Source organism: uncultured Serinicoccus sp., assembly GCF_947487915.1.
Classification (GTDB): Bacteria; Actinomycetota; Actinomycetes; order Actinomycetales; family Dermatophilaceae; genus Ornithinicoccus.
The window spans coordinates 242321-257656 of sequence record NZ_CANKYH010000009.1; the positions used below are offsets into that span (position 1 = coordinate 242321).

At 73.7% G+C, this 15336-nt stretch carries 14 protein-coding genes; 10 read left to right on the plus strand and 4 right to left on the minus strand.

The features are described from left to right. Positions 1-158: 158 nt before the first annotated feature. Together recA and Q0795_RS13850 are read left to right on the plus strand one after the other, a co-directional pair. Positions 159-1253, plus strand: a complete 1095-nt coding sequence (gene recA, locus Q0795_RS13845; protein WP_298890550.1) for a recombinase RecA — start codon at positions 159-161, stop codon at positions 1251-1253. Next, complete coding sequence (locus tag Q0795_RS13850) at positions 1253-1882, plus strand: regulatory protein RecX (protein ID WP_298890551.1); 630 nt, start codon at positions 1253-1255, stop codon at positions 1880-1882. Before recA ends, Q0795_RS13850 begins: the two co-directional genes overlap by 1 nt. Before the next feature lie 136 nt (positions 1883-2018). Here Q0795_RS13850 and Q0795_RS13855 read toward each other — a convergent pair whose 3' ends face one another. After that, positions 2019-2429 (minus strand): hypothetical protein, encoded by a 411-nt coding sequence (locus Q0795_RS13855; protein ID WP_298890552.1) that lies wholly within the window; start codon positions 2427-2429, stop codon positions 2019-2021. Between the two features lie 111 nt (positions 2430-2540). Here Q0795_RS13855 and Q0795_RS13860 point away from each other — a divergent pair, with 111 nt between their 5' ends. Together Q0795_RS13860 and miaB are read left to right on the plus strand one after the other, a co-directional pair. Further along, a complete protein-coding gene (locus Q0795_RS13860) occupies positions 2541-3287 on the plus strand; it encodes a sulfite exporter TauE/SafE family protein (protein WP_298890553.1) in 747 nt (248 codons plus the stop codon). 28 nt (positions 3288-3315) lie between these two features. Continuing rightward, positions 3316-4863: a tRNA (N6-isopentenyl adenosine(37)-C2)-methylthiotransferase MiaB gene (gene miaB, locus Q0795_RS13865; protein WP_298890554.1), complete on the plus strand. Its 1548-nt coding sequence runs from the start codon at positions 3316-3318 to the stop codon at positions 4861-4863. Between the two features lie 4 nt (positions 4864-4867). Here miaB and Q0795_RS13870 read toward each other — a convergent pair whose 3' ends face one another. Further along, complete coding sequence (locus Q0795_RS13870; protein ID WP_298890555.1) at positions 4868-5473, minus strand: PGPGW domain-containing protein; 606 nt, start codon at positions 5471-5473, stop codon at positions 4868-4870. Positions 5474-5592: 119 nt separating this feature from the next. On the opposite strand from Q0795_RS13870, the gene Q0795_RS13875 reads away from it, so the two are divergent. Next, entirely contained in the window at positions 5593-6390 is a 798-nt protein-coding gene (locus tag Q0795_RS13875; RefSeq protein ID WP_298890556.1) for an N-acetyltransferase, read from the plus strand. Positions 6391-6496: 106 nt separating this feature from the next. Then, positions 6497-6934, plus strand: coding sequence for a hypothetical protein (locus Q0795_RS13880; protein ID WP_298890559.1), 438 nt, complete (start codon positions 6497-6499; stop codon positions 6932-6934). Between the two features lie 223 nt (positions 6935-7157). Here the strand turns inward: Q0795_RS13880 and Q0795_RS13885 are convergent, their stop codons facing one another. Further along, complete coding sequence (locus Q0795_RS13885; protein WP_298890561.1) at positions 7158-8015, minus strand: sigma-70 family RNA polymerase sigma factor; 858 nt, start codon at positions 8013-8015, stop codon at positions 7158-7160. A gap of 94 nt (positions 8016-8109) precedes the next feature. Here Q0795_RS13885 and Q0795_RS13890 point away from each other — a divergent pair, with 94 nt between their 5' ends. After that, a complete protein-coding gene (locus Q0795_RS13890) occupies positions 8110-8337 on the plus strand; it encodes a hypothetical protein (RefSeq protein ID WP_298890615.1) in 228 nt (75 codons plus the stop codon). A 6-nt stretch (positions 8338-8343) separates the two neighbouring features. On the opposite strand, the gene Q0795_RS13895 is transcribed toward Q0795_RS13890, so the two are convergent. Then, positions 8344-12102, minus strand: a complete 3759-nt coding sequence (locus Q0795_RS13895; RefSeq protein ID WP_298890562.1) for an FtsK/SpoIIIE domain-containing protein — start codon at positions 12100-12102, stop codon at positions 8344-8346. A gap of 208 nt (positions 12103-12310) precedes the next feature. On the opposite strand from Q0795_RS13895, the gene Q0795_RS13900 reads away from it, so the two are divergent. From Q0795_RS13900 to Q0795_RS13910, 3 genes are read left to right on the plus strand one after another with little or no spacing between them, the layout of a single operon-like run. Next, on the plus strand, positions 12311-13543 hold the full coding sequence (locus tag Q0795_RS13900; protein WP_298890564.1) for an ATPase, T2SS/T4P/T4SS family: 1233 nt from the start codon (positions 12311-12313) through the stop codon (positions 13541-13543). Beyond that, a complete protein-coding gene (locus tag Q0795_RS13905) occupies positions 13543-14409 on the plus strand; it encodes a type II secretion system F family protein (RefSeq protein WP_298890617.1) in 867 nt (288 codons plus the stop codon). The genes Q0795_RS13900 and Q0795_RS13905 overlap by 1 nt, the downstream gene beginning before the upstream one ends. Beyond that, complete coding sequence (locus Q0795_RS13910; RefSeq protein ID WP_298890566.1) at positions 14406-15335, plus strand: type II secretion system F family protein; 930 nt, start codon at positions 14406-14408, stop codon at positions 15333-15335. Before Q0795_RS13905 ends, Q0795_RS13910 begins: the two co-directional genes overlap by 4 nt. Position 15336: the final 1 nt, after the last annotated feature.

Sequence of the window (15336 nt, forward strand, 5' to 3'; positions counted from 1 at the left end):
TCGCCGACCGGCACCGTCGTCCACAGATCGGTGGGTGGACGGCGAGGTATGTCGGGGGTGGCGCCTAGCGTCTGACGCAGACATCGGATCGCCCATCGGGGGAGGTCCGCGGGTCGGTCGAAGGTAGGCGCGCCCGCCACGAGACGAAGGAGCACCGCATGGCACAGGCCAGCAAGACGAGCAGGACGACCGGGGTCGACACCGACCGGTTCAGGGCCCTCGACACGGTGATGGCGCAGATCGAGAAGCAGCACGGCAAGGGCTCGGTCATGCGTCTGGGGGACGAGGAGCGTCCGCCGATCCAGGTCATCCCGACCGGGGCCATCGCGCTGGACGTCGCGCTCGGTGTGGGCGGGCTGCCTCGTGGCCGTGTCGTGGAGATCTACGGCCCGGAGAGCAGCGGCAAGACCACGGTCGCCCTGCACGCCGTGGCCAATGCACAGAAGGGCGGCGGCATCGCGGCGTTCATCGACGCCGAGCACGCCCTCGACCCGGAGTACGCCAAGAAGCTCGGTGTCGACACCGACGCCCTCCTGGTCTCCCAGCCGGACACCGGTGAGCAGGCGCTGGAGATCGCCGACATGCTGATCCGCTCCGGCGCCCTCGACATCATCGTCATCGACTCGGTGGCGGCCCTGGTGCCGCGCGCGGAGATCGAGGGCGAGATGGGGGACAGCCACGTGGGTCTGCAGGCGCGGCTCATGAGCCAGGCCCTGCGCAAGATCACCGGGGCCCTGAGCACCACCGGGACCACGGCCATCTTCATCAACCAGCTGCGCGAGAAGATCGGCGTGATGTTCGGCTCCCCGGAGACGACGACCGGCGGCAAGGCGCTGAAGTTCTACGCCTCGGTGCGCATCGACGTGCGACGCATCGAGACGCTCAAGGACGGCACCGACGCGGTCGGCAACCGCACCCGGGCCAAGATCGTCAAGAACAAGGTGTCCCCGCCGTTCAAGCAGGCCGAGTTCGACATCCTCTACGGCCAGGGCATCTCGCGCGAGGGCGGTCTCATCGACATGGGCGTCGAGCACGGCTTCGTCCGCAAGTCCGGCGCCTGGTACACCTACGAGGGCGAGCAGATGGGGCAGGGCAAGGAGAACGCCCGCCAGTTCCTCAAGGACAACCCGGACATCGCCGACACCATCGACCGCAACATCAAGACCAAGCTCGGCATCGGTGCCGCCCCGGCCACCGAGGACCTCCCGGACGGCGTGGACCCGGTCACCGGTGAGGTCTCGGTCGACTTCTGATGCCCGGCGCAGACCGGCTGTCCGAGGCACGGGCGGCGCTGGCGGCGGCCGAGGACGCCGCCAGCGCCTACGGGCTCGGGTCGGCCGACCCCGGTCGGTCCGGTCGGGAGAGGTCGTCGGACGGGCCGGGTGCGTCCTCGGCCGAGCCGGACCCCCACGCCGTCGCCCGCAAGATCGTCCTGCGTCAGCTCGCCATGGGCCCGCGCACCCGCCGTCAGCTCGAGGACAAGCTGCGCGACCGCGACTGCGACCCGCAGGTGGCTGCCCGCGTGCTGGACCGGATGAGCGACGTCGGCCTCGTCGACGACGAGGCCTACGCGGAGATGTATGTCCGGTCCAAGCAGGAGACCAAGGGACTGGCGGCCACCGCGCTGCGCCAGGAGCTGCGGCAGAAGGGCGTCGCGGCCGAGCTGGTGGACGCCACCTTGCAGGACATCGACCCCGAGCAGGAGAAGGAGCAGGCGAGAGCCCTGGTGGCGCGCCGGCTGCGGTCCATGCGGGGGCTCGACCGCGAGGTCCAGACCCGTCGGCTGGCCGCCTTCCTCGCCCGCAAGGGCTATGGCGCCGGCGTGTCCTACCAGGTCGTCCGGGAGGCGCTGGACGACCTGCCCGAGCACGGGAAGGACTGAGCTCCCGAGCGCGGCGCGAGGTGAACCGCCCCCGGGTACGGCAGGTCAGGCGCTGAGCTCTGCGAGCACGTCGTCGGGCGGGTCTTCCGGCACGGCAGGGGCTGAGTGCCACCGGGGGCCGCAGGTCACCAGGCGGTTACTCGTCCTCGCTGCGCTGGGGCTCGTCCGAGGGCATCCACTCCACCTCGGTGAGTTCCTCGTCCTCCTCGTTCAGGTAGTGCATGGCCGACTCCTCGGGGGAGTCCCAGCTGGTGGTGCGGCACTCCCGGGCGATCTCCCGGGCCTCCCCGTCCGGGCGGTGCCGGTCGGCCCACCGCGGTGACTCCTCCTGACGCTCGCGCTGGGCGATGCTCTCCTCGTGGGACTGCTCGTCCGCGGTCACCCCGAACGCCGACGAGCCGACGTAGTGCTCGCCGGTCTGATAGCCGCGGTCCAGCACATCGCCCTCCCCGTCGAGCGTGTCCTCGGGCTGCAGCTGGTCCTCCGCGTCGATGCTCCACACCCCGAGGTCGTCACCGATGGTCTCGCGGTCGGCCTGGTCGCTCATGGCGGTGCTCCTTCGCTCGCGGCTCCTTCGCTCGCGACTGCTCTGGCACACAGTAGCGCCGGGACGCTCCCCGTGGCAGCCCGAGCCTGACCGTGCAGCAGACTGCGCGGTATGACCTTCGCCGTGCTCGTCATCGCCGCTGTGGCGCTCGGCGCCGCCCTGCAGCGGGTGGCCGGCATGGGGCTGGGGATGAGCGTGGCCCCGGTGGCCTCGGTGCTCATCGGACCCGTGGCCGGCGTCATGGTCTCCAACGTGGCGGCGATCGTGGCGGCCGCGATCCTCGCCGTGCTGCTGCGCGGCGACGTGGACTGGCGCCGCTTCCGGACCCTGGTGCCGCTGCTGCTCGTCGGCTCGGTCGCGGGGGCCCTGGTCGTCCGGCACGTGTCGACGGCCGTGCTCGACGTCGTCCTCGGCGCCAGCGTGCTGGTGGCGATCGCCGCCGTCGTGGGCAGCCGGCGACGCCTGGCGGTGACCGGCCGTGGCGCCGTGGTCGTGTCCGGGGCGGTCGCGGGCTTCATGAACACCACCTCCGGTGTCGCCGGGCCCGCCATGGCGGTGTATGCCGTCGCCTCCCGCTGGGACCAGCGCTCGTTCGCGGCCACCCTGCAGCCCATCTTCCTGCTGGCCAACACCGCCTCGGTCATCACCAAGGTCGCCGTTGGTGCGACCCCGGCCGCCGGGGTCGTGCCGGCGTGGACCTGGGTGGTGCTCTGCGCCGCGGTGCCGGTCGGGATCGGGGCCGGCTCCGCGGTGAGCGACCGGGTGAGCATGGGCACCGCCCGCCGGGTCGCCATCGCTGTCGCCGCCACGGGCGGTCTGGTCGCGCTCGTGCGAGGTCTGCTGGCCTGGCTCGGGTGAGCCCTGGGGCGCGTACCCTGGACCTGCGATGAGCACGACGACCAGCACCAGCACCAGGACCTACGACGTGCGCACCCACGGGTGCCAGATGAACGTCCACGACTCCGAGCGGCTCGCCGGCCTCCTGGAGACGGCCGGCTACGTCGACCTCGCCAGCCTCCCGGGGGAGCATCGTCCCCAGGTCGCCGACGTCGTCGTCTTCAACACCTGCGCTGTCCGCGAGAACGCCGCCAACAAGCTCTACGGCAACCTGGGGCAGCTACGCCCCGCCAAGCAGGCCAACCCCGGCATGCAGATCGCCGTCGGCGGCTGCCTGGCGCAGAAGGACCGCTCGACCATCGTGGAGCGGGCGCCCTGGGTGGACGTCGTCTTCGGCACCCACAACGTCGGCTCGCTGCCGGCGCTGCTCGACCGCGCCCGGCACAACAAGGCCGCCGAGGTCGAGATCCTCGAGTCCCTCGAGACCTTCCCCTCCACGCTGCCGACCCGGCGCGACTCGGCATACTCCGCCTGGGTGTCCATCTCCGTCGGCTGCAACAACACCTGCACCTTCTGCATCGTGCCGGCGCTGCGGGGCAAGGAGAAGGACCGCCGCCCCGGCGAGATCCTGGCCGAGATCGAGGCGCTCGTGGCGCAGGGCGTGGTCGAGATCACCCTGCTGGGCCAGAACGTCAACACCTACGGTGTGGAGTTCGGCGACCGGCTTGCCTTCGGCAAGCTGCTGCGCTCGTGCGGGCAGATCGAGGGCCTGGAGCGGGTCCGCTTCACCAGCCCGCACCCGGCTGCCTTCACCGACGACGTGATCACCGCGATGGCGGAGACCCCGAACGTCATGCCCAGCCTGCACATGCCGCTGCAGTCGGGCTCCGACCGGGTGCTCAAGTCCATGCGCCGCTCCTACCGCAGCGAGAAGTTCCTCGGGATCCTGGACCGGGTGCGCGAGCAGATCCCGGACGCCGCGATCACCACCGACCTCATCGTCGGCTTCCCGGGGGAGACCGAGGAGGACTTCCAGGGCACCCTGGACGTGGTCCGCGCCTCCCGCTTCTCCAGCGCCTTCACCTTCCAGTACTCCATCCGCCCGGGCACCCCGGCGGCCGAGATGGACGACCAGATCCCCAAGGAGGTCGTCCAGGAGCGCTTCGAGCGCCTCATCGAGGTGCAGGAGGAGGTCTCCTGGGCCGGCAACCGGGAGATCGAGGGTCGCGAGGTCGAGGTGCTCGTCGCGCCCGGCGAGGGCCGCAAGGACGCCGAGACCCACCGGTTGTCCGGCCGGGCCCGCGACAACCGGTTGGTCCACTTCGCCGTGCCCGAGGGCGCGGACCGGCCACGGCCCGGTGACATGGTCACGGTCGAGGTCACCTACGGCGCACCCCACCACCTCGTCGCCGACTCCGGTGTCCAGGGCGGCAGGTATGCGGTGCGCCGCACCGCGGGCGGCGACGCCTGGGCCGCCCTCCAGGAGGGCGGCACCCCCGGTGCCGTGAAGAAACCGGCGGTGAGCCTCGGCATCCCCACGGTGGGCGCGCCGACCCCGGTGCCGGCGGCCGCTGCCCCCTGCTGCCCGACGGACTGAGGGCTCAGGCCGACCTCTCGCGCCGCCTGGCCTCCTCCTCCGAGGCGTCGGCGACGCGGTCGGCCTCGGCGGCCTCCGCGGTGGCCTCCCGCGCCTCCAGGTGCTCCTCGCGCGCCTCGCGGCGCTGCTCCCGGGCGATCGCCGCCTGGTGGTCGGCCTCCATCCGGTCGACCTCGGCCCGCGCCTGCGGCTTGCCGTAGAACCGCCACACGCTGTAGACCAGCAGACCGATGGCGATCGCGCACGAGGCGAGCATGGTGATGGCCACCGGCCGGCCGCCGAAGAGCCACCAACGCTCGTCCAGCGGCCACCAACCCGGGGCTGGCGGGGCCATCAGCCACACCACCGCGACACCGACCAGGCCCGCGGTGATGAGGACCGAGAGGGCGATCCGCGGGATGGTCTCGACCCCCTCGGCGGCGGCGCGCAGCGCGCGGATCTTCACCGGGTTGGTCCACCGGCGGGCCCAGGCGTACTGGGTCGACAGGATCCACAGCCCGGCGAAGGTGCCCAGCAGGCCGGGACCGGGCAGGAGGAGCATGAGGATGCCGGCGACGAGGACGATCCAGCCCAGGGTCTCCAGGGCGATCCTCTTGGCGGCGGCGTTCACAAGGGTCGAGCCTAGGCGAGCCGCCGCCCCGGCGCGAGCCGCGCCCGCCCGCCGCGGATCTGCGGGCATACCCCTGGGGGATCGGCGCCGTGTCACCGGGCTGTGGCAGGCTACCGCCCGTGACATGGAGCCAGGTCGACCGTGACGAGCTGCTCGAGATCTCCCGCCACGACCCGTTCGTGCGTTTCGCCACGAGCAACGAGATCGTGGCGGTCGCCGCGCCCGAGGGCTGGGCGTGCGTCGGGCCGTGGCGCCCCGGCTCCGGCCACTGGGGCGGGGCCGCGGTCGTCGGGGCCGGGTCCGGGTCGGCTGCCGAGACCCGCGCCCTGCAGGCCATCGTGGAAGCGGGCGGGACGGACCTGGCCCTGGAGTGGTTCTCCACCGGACAGGAGCGGCCGTTGTCGATCCCGGACCCCTACGCCTGCTGCGGCTCGGAACGCTGGTCGTTCCTGTGGACCGAGCAGGCTCCCGGCACCGACGCCCAGGGGCTCCTGGCGCAGCGGGGGCTGGGGGTCCAGGAGCTCGTCGACCGCGACGACGCGGAGGCGATCGAGGCCTTCGGGGCGGCGTACACCGAGGGCCGCTACCTCGGCTTCCCCGGGTGGGGGTTCGCCACGACGTGGCTCGCCGTGCAGGACCGTGCCGGGCACACGGTGGCGGTCGGGGCGCTGCACGAGCTCGCCTCCGGCATGCCGCACCTGGCGGGCATCCTCGTGAGGCCCGACCGGCGCGGGCAGGGCGTCGGCGAGTTGCTCACCCTCGAGCTCACCGCCCGCGCGGTCCAGGAGGCGGGGGTGGCGACCCTGGGCGTGCGCACCGACAACCGGGAGGCGCTGGCGCTCTACGAGCGGCTGGGGTATGCCGTGGCCCACCGCTTCCACACCCGTGAGCTCGCCGCGGTCGCGGAGCCGGGGTAGGCCCAGCCCGACCACCTGGTCAGGGCCGCGCCCGCTGGGGCGGGGGGCGCCTGCACGGCGCCGAACCGGCGGACGATGCCGCGCAGCACGAACCTACGATGGGAGGGTGAGCGCGTCCTCCCCGTCATCGCCCGGACCCGAGCCGGAGCCTGGGCCCCGGCCGCTGGACCCGCCGACCCCGCGCCAGCTCACCGCCGGCCGCGTCGCCGCGGGACTGGTCGCCCTGGAGGCCCTGGTCGTCACCGGGTTCGCCGTGTTCTACCTCGTCGAGCTGGCGCTGGGGGAGGGCCAGGACCTCATCGTCGTCATCATGTCGGTGGTGACGATGGTGGTCTTCGTCATCGGCCTGGCCTACACCTCCCTCGGCCTGCTGCGGCGGCACCCGCGGTCGCAAGCGCCCGCGATCGCCTTCAACTTCCTCATGGTGCCGCTCGGCATCGCCCTGCTGCCGCTCGCGCCCTGGTGGGTCGGGTCCGGCGTGCTCGTGCTGGGGGTCGCCGCCGTCGTCTCCACCTTCCTCATGGGGCGCCTCGAGGAGCGCTGAGGCCAGGTCCGCCCAGGTCTCCAGGGGGCCGTTCCCCGGCGCCACTGGCAGCCGCGGTGTCGTCCATCGGCCGGTAGGTCATCTGACAACCCCGGCGAGGAGGCTGTCAGATGACCAGGCGGCTGCCAGCTGACGAACCGGCCCCCAGACGCCGCCCCCCAGTCGCCGACCCCTCAGCCGTCGCCCCCCAGTCGCCGACCCCTCAGCCGTCGCCCCTCAGCCGTCAGGAGGCGGTGGTGCGCCGACGGAGGGAGGCGAGCAGCCCGGGCTCGGCGCGGAAGTCGATGCGGCGCACCAGCCCGTCCTGGACGGTGAAGTCGATGGCGACCTGCGGCATACCTCGCAGGAACCAGGCGGCCCCCGGCCGGTCCCCGACGAGCACCGGCAGCGCCGCGGCGGCCCCTCCGTCGAACATCCGCGCGACGGCCTCGCGCCCCTCGATGCGGGCGGATGTGCCCACCTCGACCGCGGCCGCGTCCCCCACGACGAGAGCCCCGGGTGCCAGCAGGTCCAGCAGCCGGGCGAAGTCCCCCTGCCGCGCCGCGGCGAGGAAGGCGTCCACGACGACGGCGTCCGCGCGCCGGCCGGGGTCGACCGGGTGCCGGACCTTGGCGCGGGCCCGCGAGGCCAGCTTGCGCGCGGCGGGCGGGGTGCGGTCGAGGATGCGGGCGATCGTCGGGAAGTCCACCCCGAACGTGTCGTGCAGCACGAAGGCCACGCGCTCGCTCGGCGTGAGCCGGTCCAGCACCGCCTGCAGCGCAACACCGACGGTGTCGGCGAGCACGACGTCCTCGGCAGGGTCCGGGACCAGGCCGGGCCCGCTGCTCTCCACGCCGTCGCGTGCCTCGTGCGGGTCGAGCGGCTGGGGCACCCGGGCGCGCAGGCGGTCCAGGCACAGCCGCACGGTCACGGTGGTCAACCAGGCTGGCAGGTTCTCGATCTCGTCCGCGTGCTCGCCGGTGCGCAGCCGCAGCCACGCGGTCTGGACGACGTCCTGCGCCTCGGCGGGGTCGCGCAGGACCTGGGTGGCGATGCGGGTCAGCCGTGGCCGCTCCGCCTCGAAGGCGCTGGTCTGGTCCATGAGGTCACACTTCCACGTCGGGATCCGTCACCCTGGTGACGAGCACAGGAGCCGACCTGTGACCGCAGGACAGAGAGGACCGGACGTGAAGACCATGACCTGCCGCCAGCTGGGCGGCCCCTGCGACCTGGCCCACCGCGGCGAGAACGCCGACGAGGTCATCAACGCCCAGGACCAGCACCTCAAGGACGCCGTGGCCGCCGGCGACACGGAGCACGAGCAGGCCGACGCCGACATGCGCGGTCGTTGGAAGCGGCCGGCGAAGTCGCTGGGGTGGTACTTCAGCATGAAGAAGCAGTTCGCCGCCCTGCCGGAGGACTGAGCGAGGTCAGCTCCCCGCGGGGTCAGGGGCGGCCAGCTGGACCCGGGTGCAGCGCCCCCGCTGGATGAGCACACCGCGCCCGGGTAGGGGCAGGTCGCCCACGGGGACGCCGACGCCCAGCAGGGACCCCTGGCCCGGCGAGGTCGGTTGCAGCAGCAGCCCGGTGCGGTGACGCGCGGCGAGCGGCACCAGACCCCGGAAGGCGCTGGCGGCGGCGTCGATGTCGGCGGCGACGACCAGGTCGAGCCGGTATGCCGTGACCGCCTGCACGAGGACGTCCTCCAGCGGGGTGCCGGAGAGCAGGTGGGCGTCGTCCACCACGAGGAGCCCGCCCGGTCCGGCGCCGGCGAGCAGGCCCTCGAGCTCGTCGCGCTCCGGCGGGGCTGCGGGGTCGACGACAACCGGGATGTGCCCGGTCTGCAGCAGCGCGAGGGCGTGCGACCGCCCGGACCCGGGCGGCCCGAGCACGAGCACCGACCCGTCCGGTCGCGGCAGCGGACCCGCCTCGTCACCCCCGACCGCCCAGGCAGGACGCGGACCCGGGGGCGACCAGCGTCGGGGGAGCGGGCGGCATACCAACGGAGGAGGTCCCGCGGGCGGGGCGCCGACGACGACGCCGACGGGCAGCGCGACGTGCGCCTCGACCCCGTCGCGCATCCCGACCAGTCGTCCCGGTGGGTGGTCGACGGGTACCTGGTGGGGCCGCAGCCCGGTCATGAGCAGGTCGCCGGGGTCGTTGAGCCGGTGGGCCCAGGTGTGAGGGAGCAAGGAGGCGACCTTGCCGAAGAGCAGGCTGCGGTCACCGGTGATGAGCCCGACGACGTCGGCTGCGGGGCCCTCGCGCAGGATGCGCAGGGCCACCTCCTCGGCCCGACCACGCTCGAGCCCCTCGAAGAGGTCGACGAGCCGGTCCCACCCGTCGATCGCGAGGACCACCGGGTCCCGGCGCGTGGCACCCTCGGCCAAGCGGGAACGGACGAGGTCGTCGAGCCGGTCCAGAACCCTCAACCCGTGGGCGAGGTCGTCCGGCTCGACCCAGGCCAGGAGCCCGGGGTGCTGGCGCACCTCGGTGGCCTCCAGCGTCCGGCCCAGGTCCAGGACGACCACCCAGACACCGGGCGTGCGCGAGAGCACCGAGCGCAGCGTGGTCGAACGGCCGGAGCGGGCGGCGCCGATGACCGCGAGGTGCTCCGCCCTCGACCAGGAGATCGGCTCCCGGCACTGACGGGCGGGCAGGTCGGCCAGGCCCCAGGCGCCCGGTGCGTCGGGGACGCCATCGACCCGTGCAGGCAGCGGTGGGTGCCACACCACCGGTGGCTTCGCACCCAGCTGCCGGGCAGCGGCCCGGAGCACCTCGGCCACCGTGCCGAGACCGTCCTCGCCCTGCCCCTGCTCCTCGCGCCGGTCGAGCAGCCGCCGGGCCGCCCACACGTCGTCGGTGGTGGTCACCCGCCACGCCGACCGTCCCTCCTGCGCGGGCGGGCCCACCTGTGCCACCTGGACCGCCCGGGGGGCGTCGACGCCCGTGCGCCAGAGGGCGAGCCCGGGACGCCCCTCGGGGAGCAGCGCAGCGGCCGGCGTCTCGATGACGTCCTGGGAGTCGGTGCCGTCGCGGACCCGCAGGGCGATGCGCAGGTTGACGTTGGCCCGCAGATCGGCGCCCACCACGCCGGCTGGCCGCTGCGTGGCGAGCACCAGGTGGACACCGAGGCTGCGACCGACCGCCGCCAGCCGGACCAGACCGGACATCACCTCGGGCACCTCCTCGGCCAGCACCCGGAACTCGTCGACGACGACGACGAGGCGGGGCAGGCCCGGCAGGTCACGGGCGTCCTTGACACCGGCCTCGGTCAGCCGGGCCTCCCGGCGGGTCAGCTCGGCCTGCAGGGAGGTCAGCACCCGCGCGGCCAGGTGCGGGTCGAGGTCGGTCACCAGCCCGGTCACGTGCGGCAGACGGGCGCAGTCGCCCAGGGAGGAGCCACCCTTGAAGTCGACCAGCAGCAGGGCGAGGTCGGCAGGGGAGGAGCGCAGCGCCAGACCGGTGACCAGAGTCCGCAGCAGCTCGGACTTCCCGGCGCCCGTGGTGCCGGCGACCAGGGCGTGCGGTCCGTCGCGCACGAGGTCGACCGTGACCGGTGACCCCGAGGCGTCGGTGCCGAGCGGTACGTCCGTGCCCGGCCGGCTCCAGCCCGAGACCGCCTCGTCCGGGGTCGTGGGCCAGGGCATGACCGCCCCCAGCGGTGGGGCCTCACCGGGCAGGGCGGGTGCGCCGTCGTCCGCGTCTGCGGCCCGGCGTCCCTGCAGCGGCGCGAGGGCGCGCGCCAGGCTGCGCGCCCTCGCCGGTCCGAGGGTGGTGGGGCGGAAGGGCAGGTCGGGCTGGCCGGGCAGCTGCAGCACGGCGTCGGTGGGCCCGAGCAGCTGCACCCGGGTCGCGCCGGCGGGGGCCTGGGACAGGTCCTCGACGAGGACCAGGTCACGGCCCCACACCACCGGCACCCCGTCGACGCGCTCGCCGGCCGTGTGGGTGTGCGGCAGCCAGGCCAGCAGGTCCCACGCGGTGCCCGGCGGGCGGTCGGCGTCGACGACGAGCGTCCACGTGCCCGGCGGGTATGCCGTGGCGAGCTGCAGCAGCAGCGCGCGGGCCAGCCCGTCGCGGGTGGCCCGGTCGCCGGTCAGCACCAGGGGTCCGTCGAGCGGGAGGGGCAGGGGTGCGGCCTGGTGCCGGAGCGGCTGCCCCTCGAGCCGCACACCTGAGTCGCACACGTGCTCCCCGAGGGTCACGGACAGCGGCTCCGCCGCGCACTGCCACAGGGCCAGGGACGGGTGCGGGCTGAGGCTGGTCACGACCCCGACGAGCCCCGGGTGCTGCCGCCTGAGCTGGTCGAGCTCCTGCCGGAGGCACAGCTCGGCCTGGGCGCGGTGAGCCGCGCGGCCCGCCTCGTGGGCGGCGCGGCCCTCCTCGTGCTCGAGGCGGGCGGTCCGCCGGTCGCCCAGGTGGTGGCCCAGCACCATCGCCGGACCCAGCAGACCGAACAGCAGGAGCCAGGGCATGCGCAGCACCGCGGCGACGGCCAGGGCGACCACCAGCGGGAGCGTCCACGTCCAGGCGCTCGGGGCCCGGACCTGCCGCCGGTCCGGTGCCGCAGGGGTGGAGAAGTCCCGCGTCTGCAGGGTGGTGGTCGGCCGGGGCCACGGCTCCACCTCGAGACGACCACCGACGAGCACCTGACGGATCGGGGCGGGCGGACGCGGCACGAGCACCACTCCGGAGCCGCCGACGAGGAGGCGGTCGCCGGGTGGCCACCGCGAGTCCTCGTCGTCCAGCCCGCTCTCCCAGGTCATGCCGTTGGTGGATCCGAGGTCCTCCACGCGCACGCCGTCGCGGTCCTGCCGGACCCGGACGTGCCGTCGTGACAGGCCCGGGTCGGCGATGGTCAGGTCGCACCGGGGGTCCCGCCCGAGGGTCACCCAGCGGCCGGGTGGCAGCGGCGCCGTGCCGCCGGCGTCGGGGCCCGTGGCGACGACCAGGCGGGGGACGCCGACGCTCGTGGCACCCGGTGTCGTCCGCGTGGAGGCACCGAGGGCGGGGTCGAGGTCGGCGCCGTGGACCAAGGGCGTCCGGGGGCCGCGGTCCGCACCGACCGCCTGCGCGTGCGCCGACGTGCCGAGGCGGCGAGCGAGCTCCTGCTCGGTGGCGTCGTCAGGCGCCTGGACCGCGAGATGCTCGACCCGGCGGTCCGCGACCCGGGTCACGATGACTCTCATGAGGCCCATGGTGCGCAGGTCGATTCCTGCGCCGCCGACGTTGTCCACAGGCTGTGGTGAAGAGGTTCCGCTCACCTGAGGAACGTCATACAGTGATGCGGCAGAGGGTCGTCGGGGCCTCGCTCTGGGCCCGGCGTCGACAGGTCGGACGAGCGGGGCGCAGGGTGCCGGGCGGGCACCGCTACGCCAGCGACAGGGGTGCAGGGGCATGCCGGCGACAGCGCTGCAGCTGCTCGAGGACGACGTCCGCGAACTCATCCGCCGACGCCGGCTGGACCCGTCGCGGGACGACGAGGCCGTCCGCGACCTCATCGGCGAGGTCCTGGACGACTACGACGACCGGTCCCTGGTCGGTGGGCTGGTGCCGCTCGCCGACCGCGAGGAAGCCCATCGGGCGCTGCTCGAGTCGGTGGCCGGTTTCGGCCCGTTGCAGCCCTACCTCGACGACCCCTCGGTCGAGGAGATCTGGGTGAATGAACCGACGAAAGTCTTCGTGGCGCGCAACGGTCGCTCCGAGCTCACGCCCACCCTCCTCACCGAGCAGCAGGTGCACGACCTGGTGGAGCGGATGCTGCGCAGCTCCGGTCGTCGGGTCGACCTCAGCAGCCCCTTCGTCGACGCCAGCCTCCCCGACGGCAGCCGGCTGCACGTGGCGATCCCGGACATCACCCGCCGGCACTGGGCGGTCAACATCCGCAAGTTCGTCGTCGCCGCCGACGAGCTGTCCGACCTGGTGCGGCTGGGGACGCTGACCGAGCAGGCGGCGAGGTTCCTGGAGGCGGCCGTGGCAGCTGGCCTCAACGTGCTCGTCGCCGGCGGCACCCAGGCCGGCAAGACGACGATGTTGAACTGCCTCACGGCCGCCATCCCAGCGGGTGAGCGGGTCGTGACCTGCGAGGAGGTCTTCGAGCTCAAGGTCAACCTCCGGGACGTGGCGGCGCTGCAGTGTCGGCAGCCCAGCCTCGAGGGCACGGGAGAGATCCCTCTGCGGCGCCTGGTCAAGGAGGCACTGAGGATGCGGCCGGGGCGCATCATCGTCGGTGAGGTGCGTCAGGAGGAGAGCCTGGACCTGCTCATCGCGCTCAACAGCGGTCTGCCCGGCATGTGCACCATCCACGCCAACTCCGCCCGGGAGGCGGTCACCAAGATGTGCACCCTGCCGCTCCTGGCGGGGTCCAACGTCAGCAGCAGCTTCGTGGTGCCGACGGTCGCGAGCTCGGTGGACATCGTGGTGCACCTGGCGCTGGAGATCCAGGGCGCGCGCAAGGTCCGGGAGATCGTCGCCCTGCCCGGCCGCACCGAGGGGGAGATCGTCGAGATCGCCGACCTCTTCGTCCGGTCCGGCTCGGACCTGGTGCGCGCCGACGGCTTCCCGCCGCACGTCGACAGGTTCGCCCGGGCGGGGTTCGACCTCGGCAGCCTCCTGGGGCGAGGATCATGATGCAGGGCGCGGGCTGGGGTCTTCTGCTGGGCCTCGGGCTCGCCAGCATCTGGTGGTCGTTCTGGCCACGGAGCACCCGCGTGGGCAGGCGGCCGGGAGCAAGGAGGCTGGAGCGCCTGCAGGACCAGATCGTCCTGGCAGGGGTCCGTGGTCTGGGGGCCCGCACCCTGCTGGTCCTGTGCTTCACGGCCGCTCTCCTGGTCCTGCTGGTCATGTTCGCGGTCACCCGGGTGTGGACGGTCAGCGTGTGCTTCGCCCTGATGGCGAGCTGGCTGCCTGTGGCGGTGGTCACGGCCCGCGCCCGTCGACGTCGGACCCGACTGCGGACGGTCTGGCCGGACGCCGTCGACCATGTGCAGTCCGCCGTCCGCGCGGGGCTGGCTCTGCCGGAGGCCCTGGTCCAGCTCGCCGACCGAGGCCCGGAGGAGCTGCGGCCGGCGTTCGAGGAGTTCGCGCACGACTACCGTGCCACCGGGCGGTTCTCGGAGAGCCTCAACCTGCTCAAGGAACGTATGGCGGACCCCGTCGCCGACCGGCTCATCGAGGCCCTGAGGATCGCGCGGGACGTCGGGGGCACCGACCTCGGTCGCGTGCTCCGGACGTTGTCCACGTTCCTGCGCGACGACGCGCGGGCGAGGGCGGAGCTGGAAGCGCGCCAGTCCTGGACCGTCAACGCGGCGCGTCTGGCCATGGCGGCGCCGTGGGCGGTCCTGCTCCTCCTGGCGACGAGAGGGAGCACGTTGCAGGCGTACGGAACACCGGCCGGCGCCCTGGTGCTCGCCATCGGTGCCGGCCTGTCCCTCGTCGCCTACCGGGTCATGGTCGCGATCGGACGCCTGCCCGAGGAGAGCAGGGTGCTGCGATGAACGTGGCGTGGTGGGGCGCCGTCCTGGGGCTGATGCTCTCGTGCGGGCTGCTGCTGGCCTGGGCCGGCCTCCCGGTCGCTCGCCGGGTCAGGCTGGCCGACCGGGTCGAGCCCTACCTCGACCGGGCTCCTCGTCAGTCCCGGTTGCTGGCCCTCGACGAGGCTCGTCCGTGGCGTGCCGGTGAGCTGCTCGCTCCGGTGGCCACCAGGGCCGCTCGACTGCTGGACCAGATGCTCGGCGGGGAGGAGTCGGTGCGGACCCGGTTGCACCGGGCCGGCCGGACGGGAGACGTCGAGGCCTTCCGCGTGCAGCAGGTGGTGTGGGGCGTGTTGTGCGCCTCCCTCGCCGTGTTCCTGGGCGTGCTGCTGTGGTTCGCGCGAGGCACGAGCCCGGGCGTCGTGCTGCTCCTGGTCGGATGCGCCTTCCTGGCCGGGGTCATGCTGCGGGACCACCTCCTCAGCCGCGCCGCGTCGCGTCGCGAGCGCCAGATCATGGCCGAGTTCCCGGCCGTCGCCGAGCTCCTGGCCCTGTCGGTGACGGCCGGGGAGGGCACGGCGCAGGCGCTGGAGCGGGTGGCCAGGCTGTCCCGCGGCGAGCTCGCCGCGGAGCTCGACCTGTGCCTCGCCCAGGCCCGGACGGGGGCCAGCCTCCCGGAGGCCCTGCACGGGCTGAGCCGGCGTACCGGCATCGGGCCGATCATCCGGTTCGTCGACGGTCTCGTCGTGGCCCTGCAGCGCGGGACCCCGCTCGGCGAGGTGCTCCGGGCGCAGGCCGCGGACGCCCGAGAGGCGGCCCGCCAGGAGCTCATCGAGGAGGGCGGCAAACGGGAGATCAGCATGATGGTCCCCGTCGTCTTCCTCATCCTGCCCGTGACGGTGCTGTTCGCCGTCTTTCCAGGCGCCACCATGCTGCGCCTGGCGATGTGAA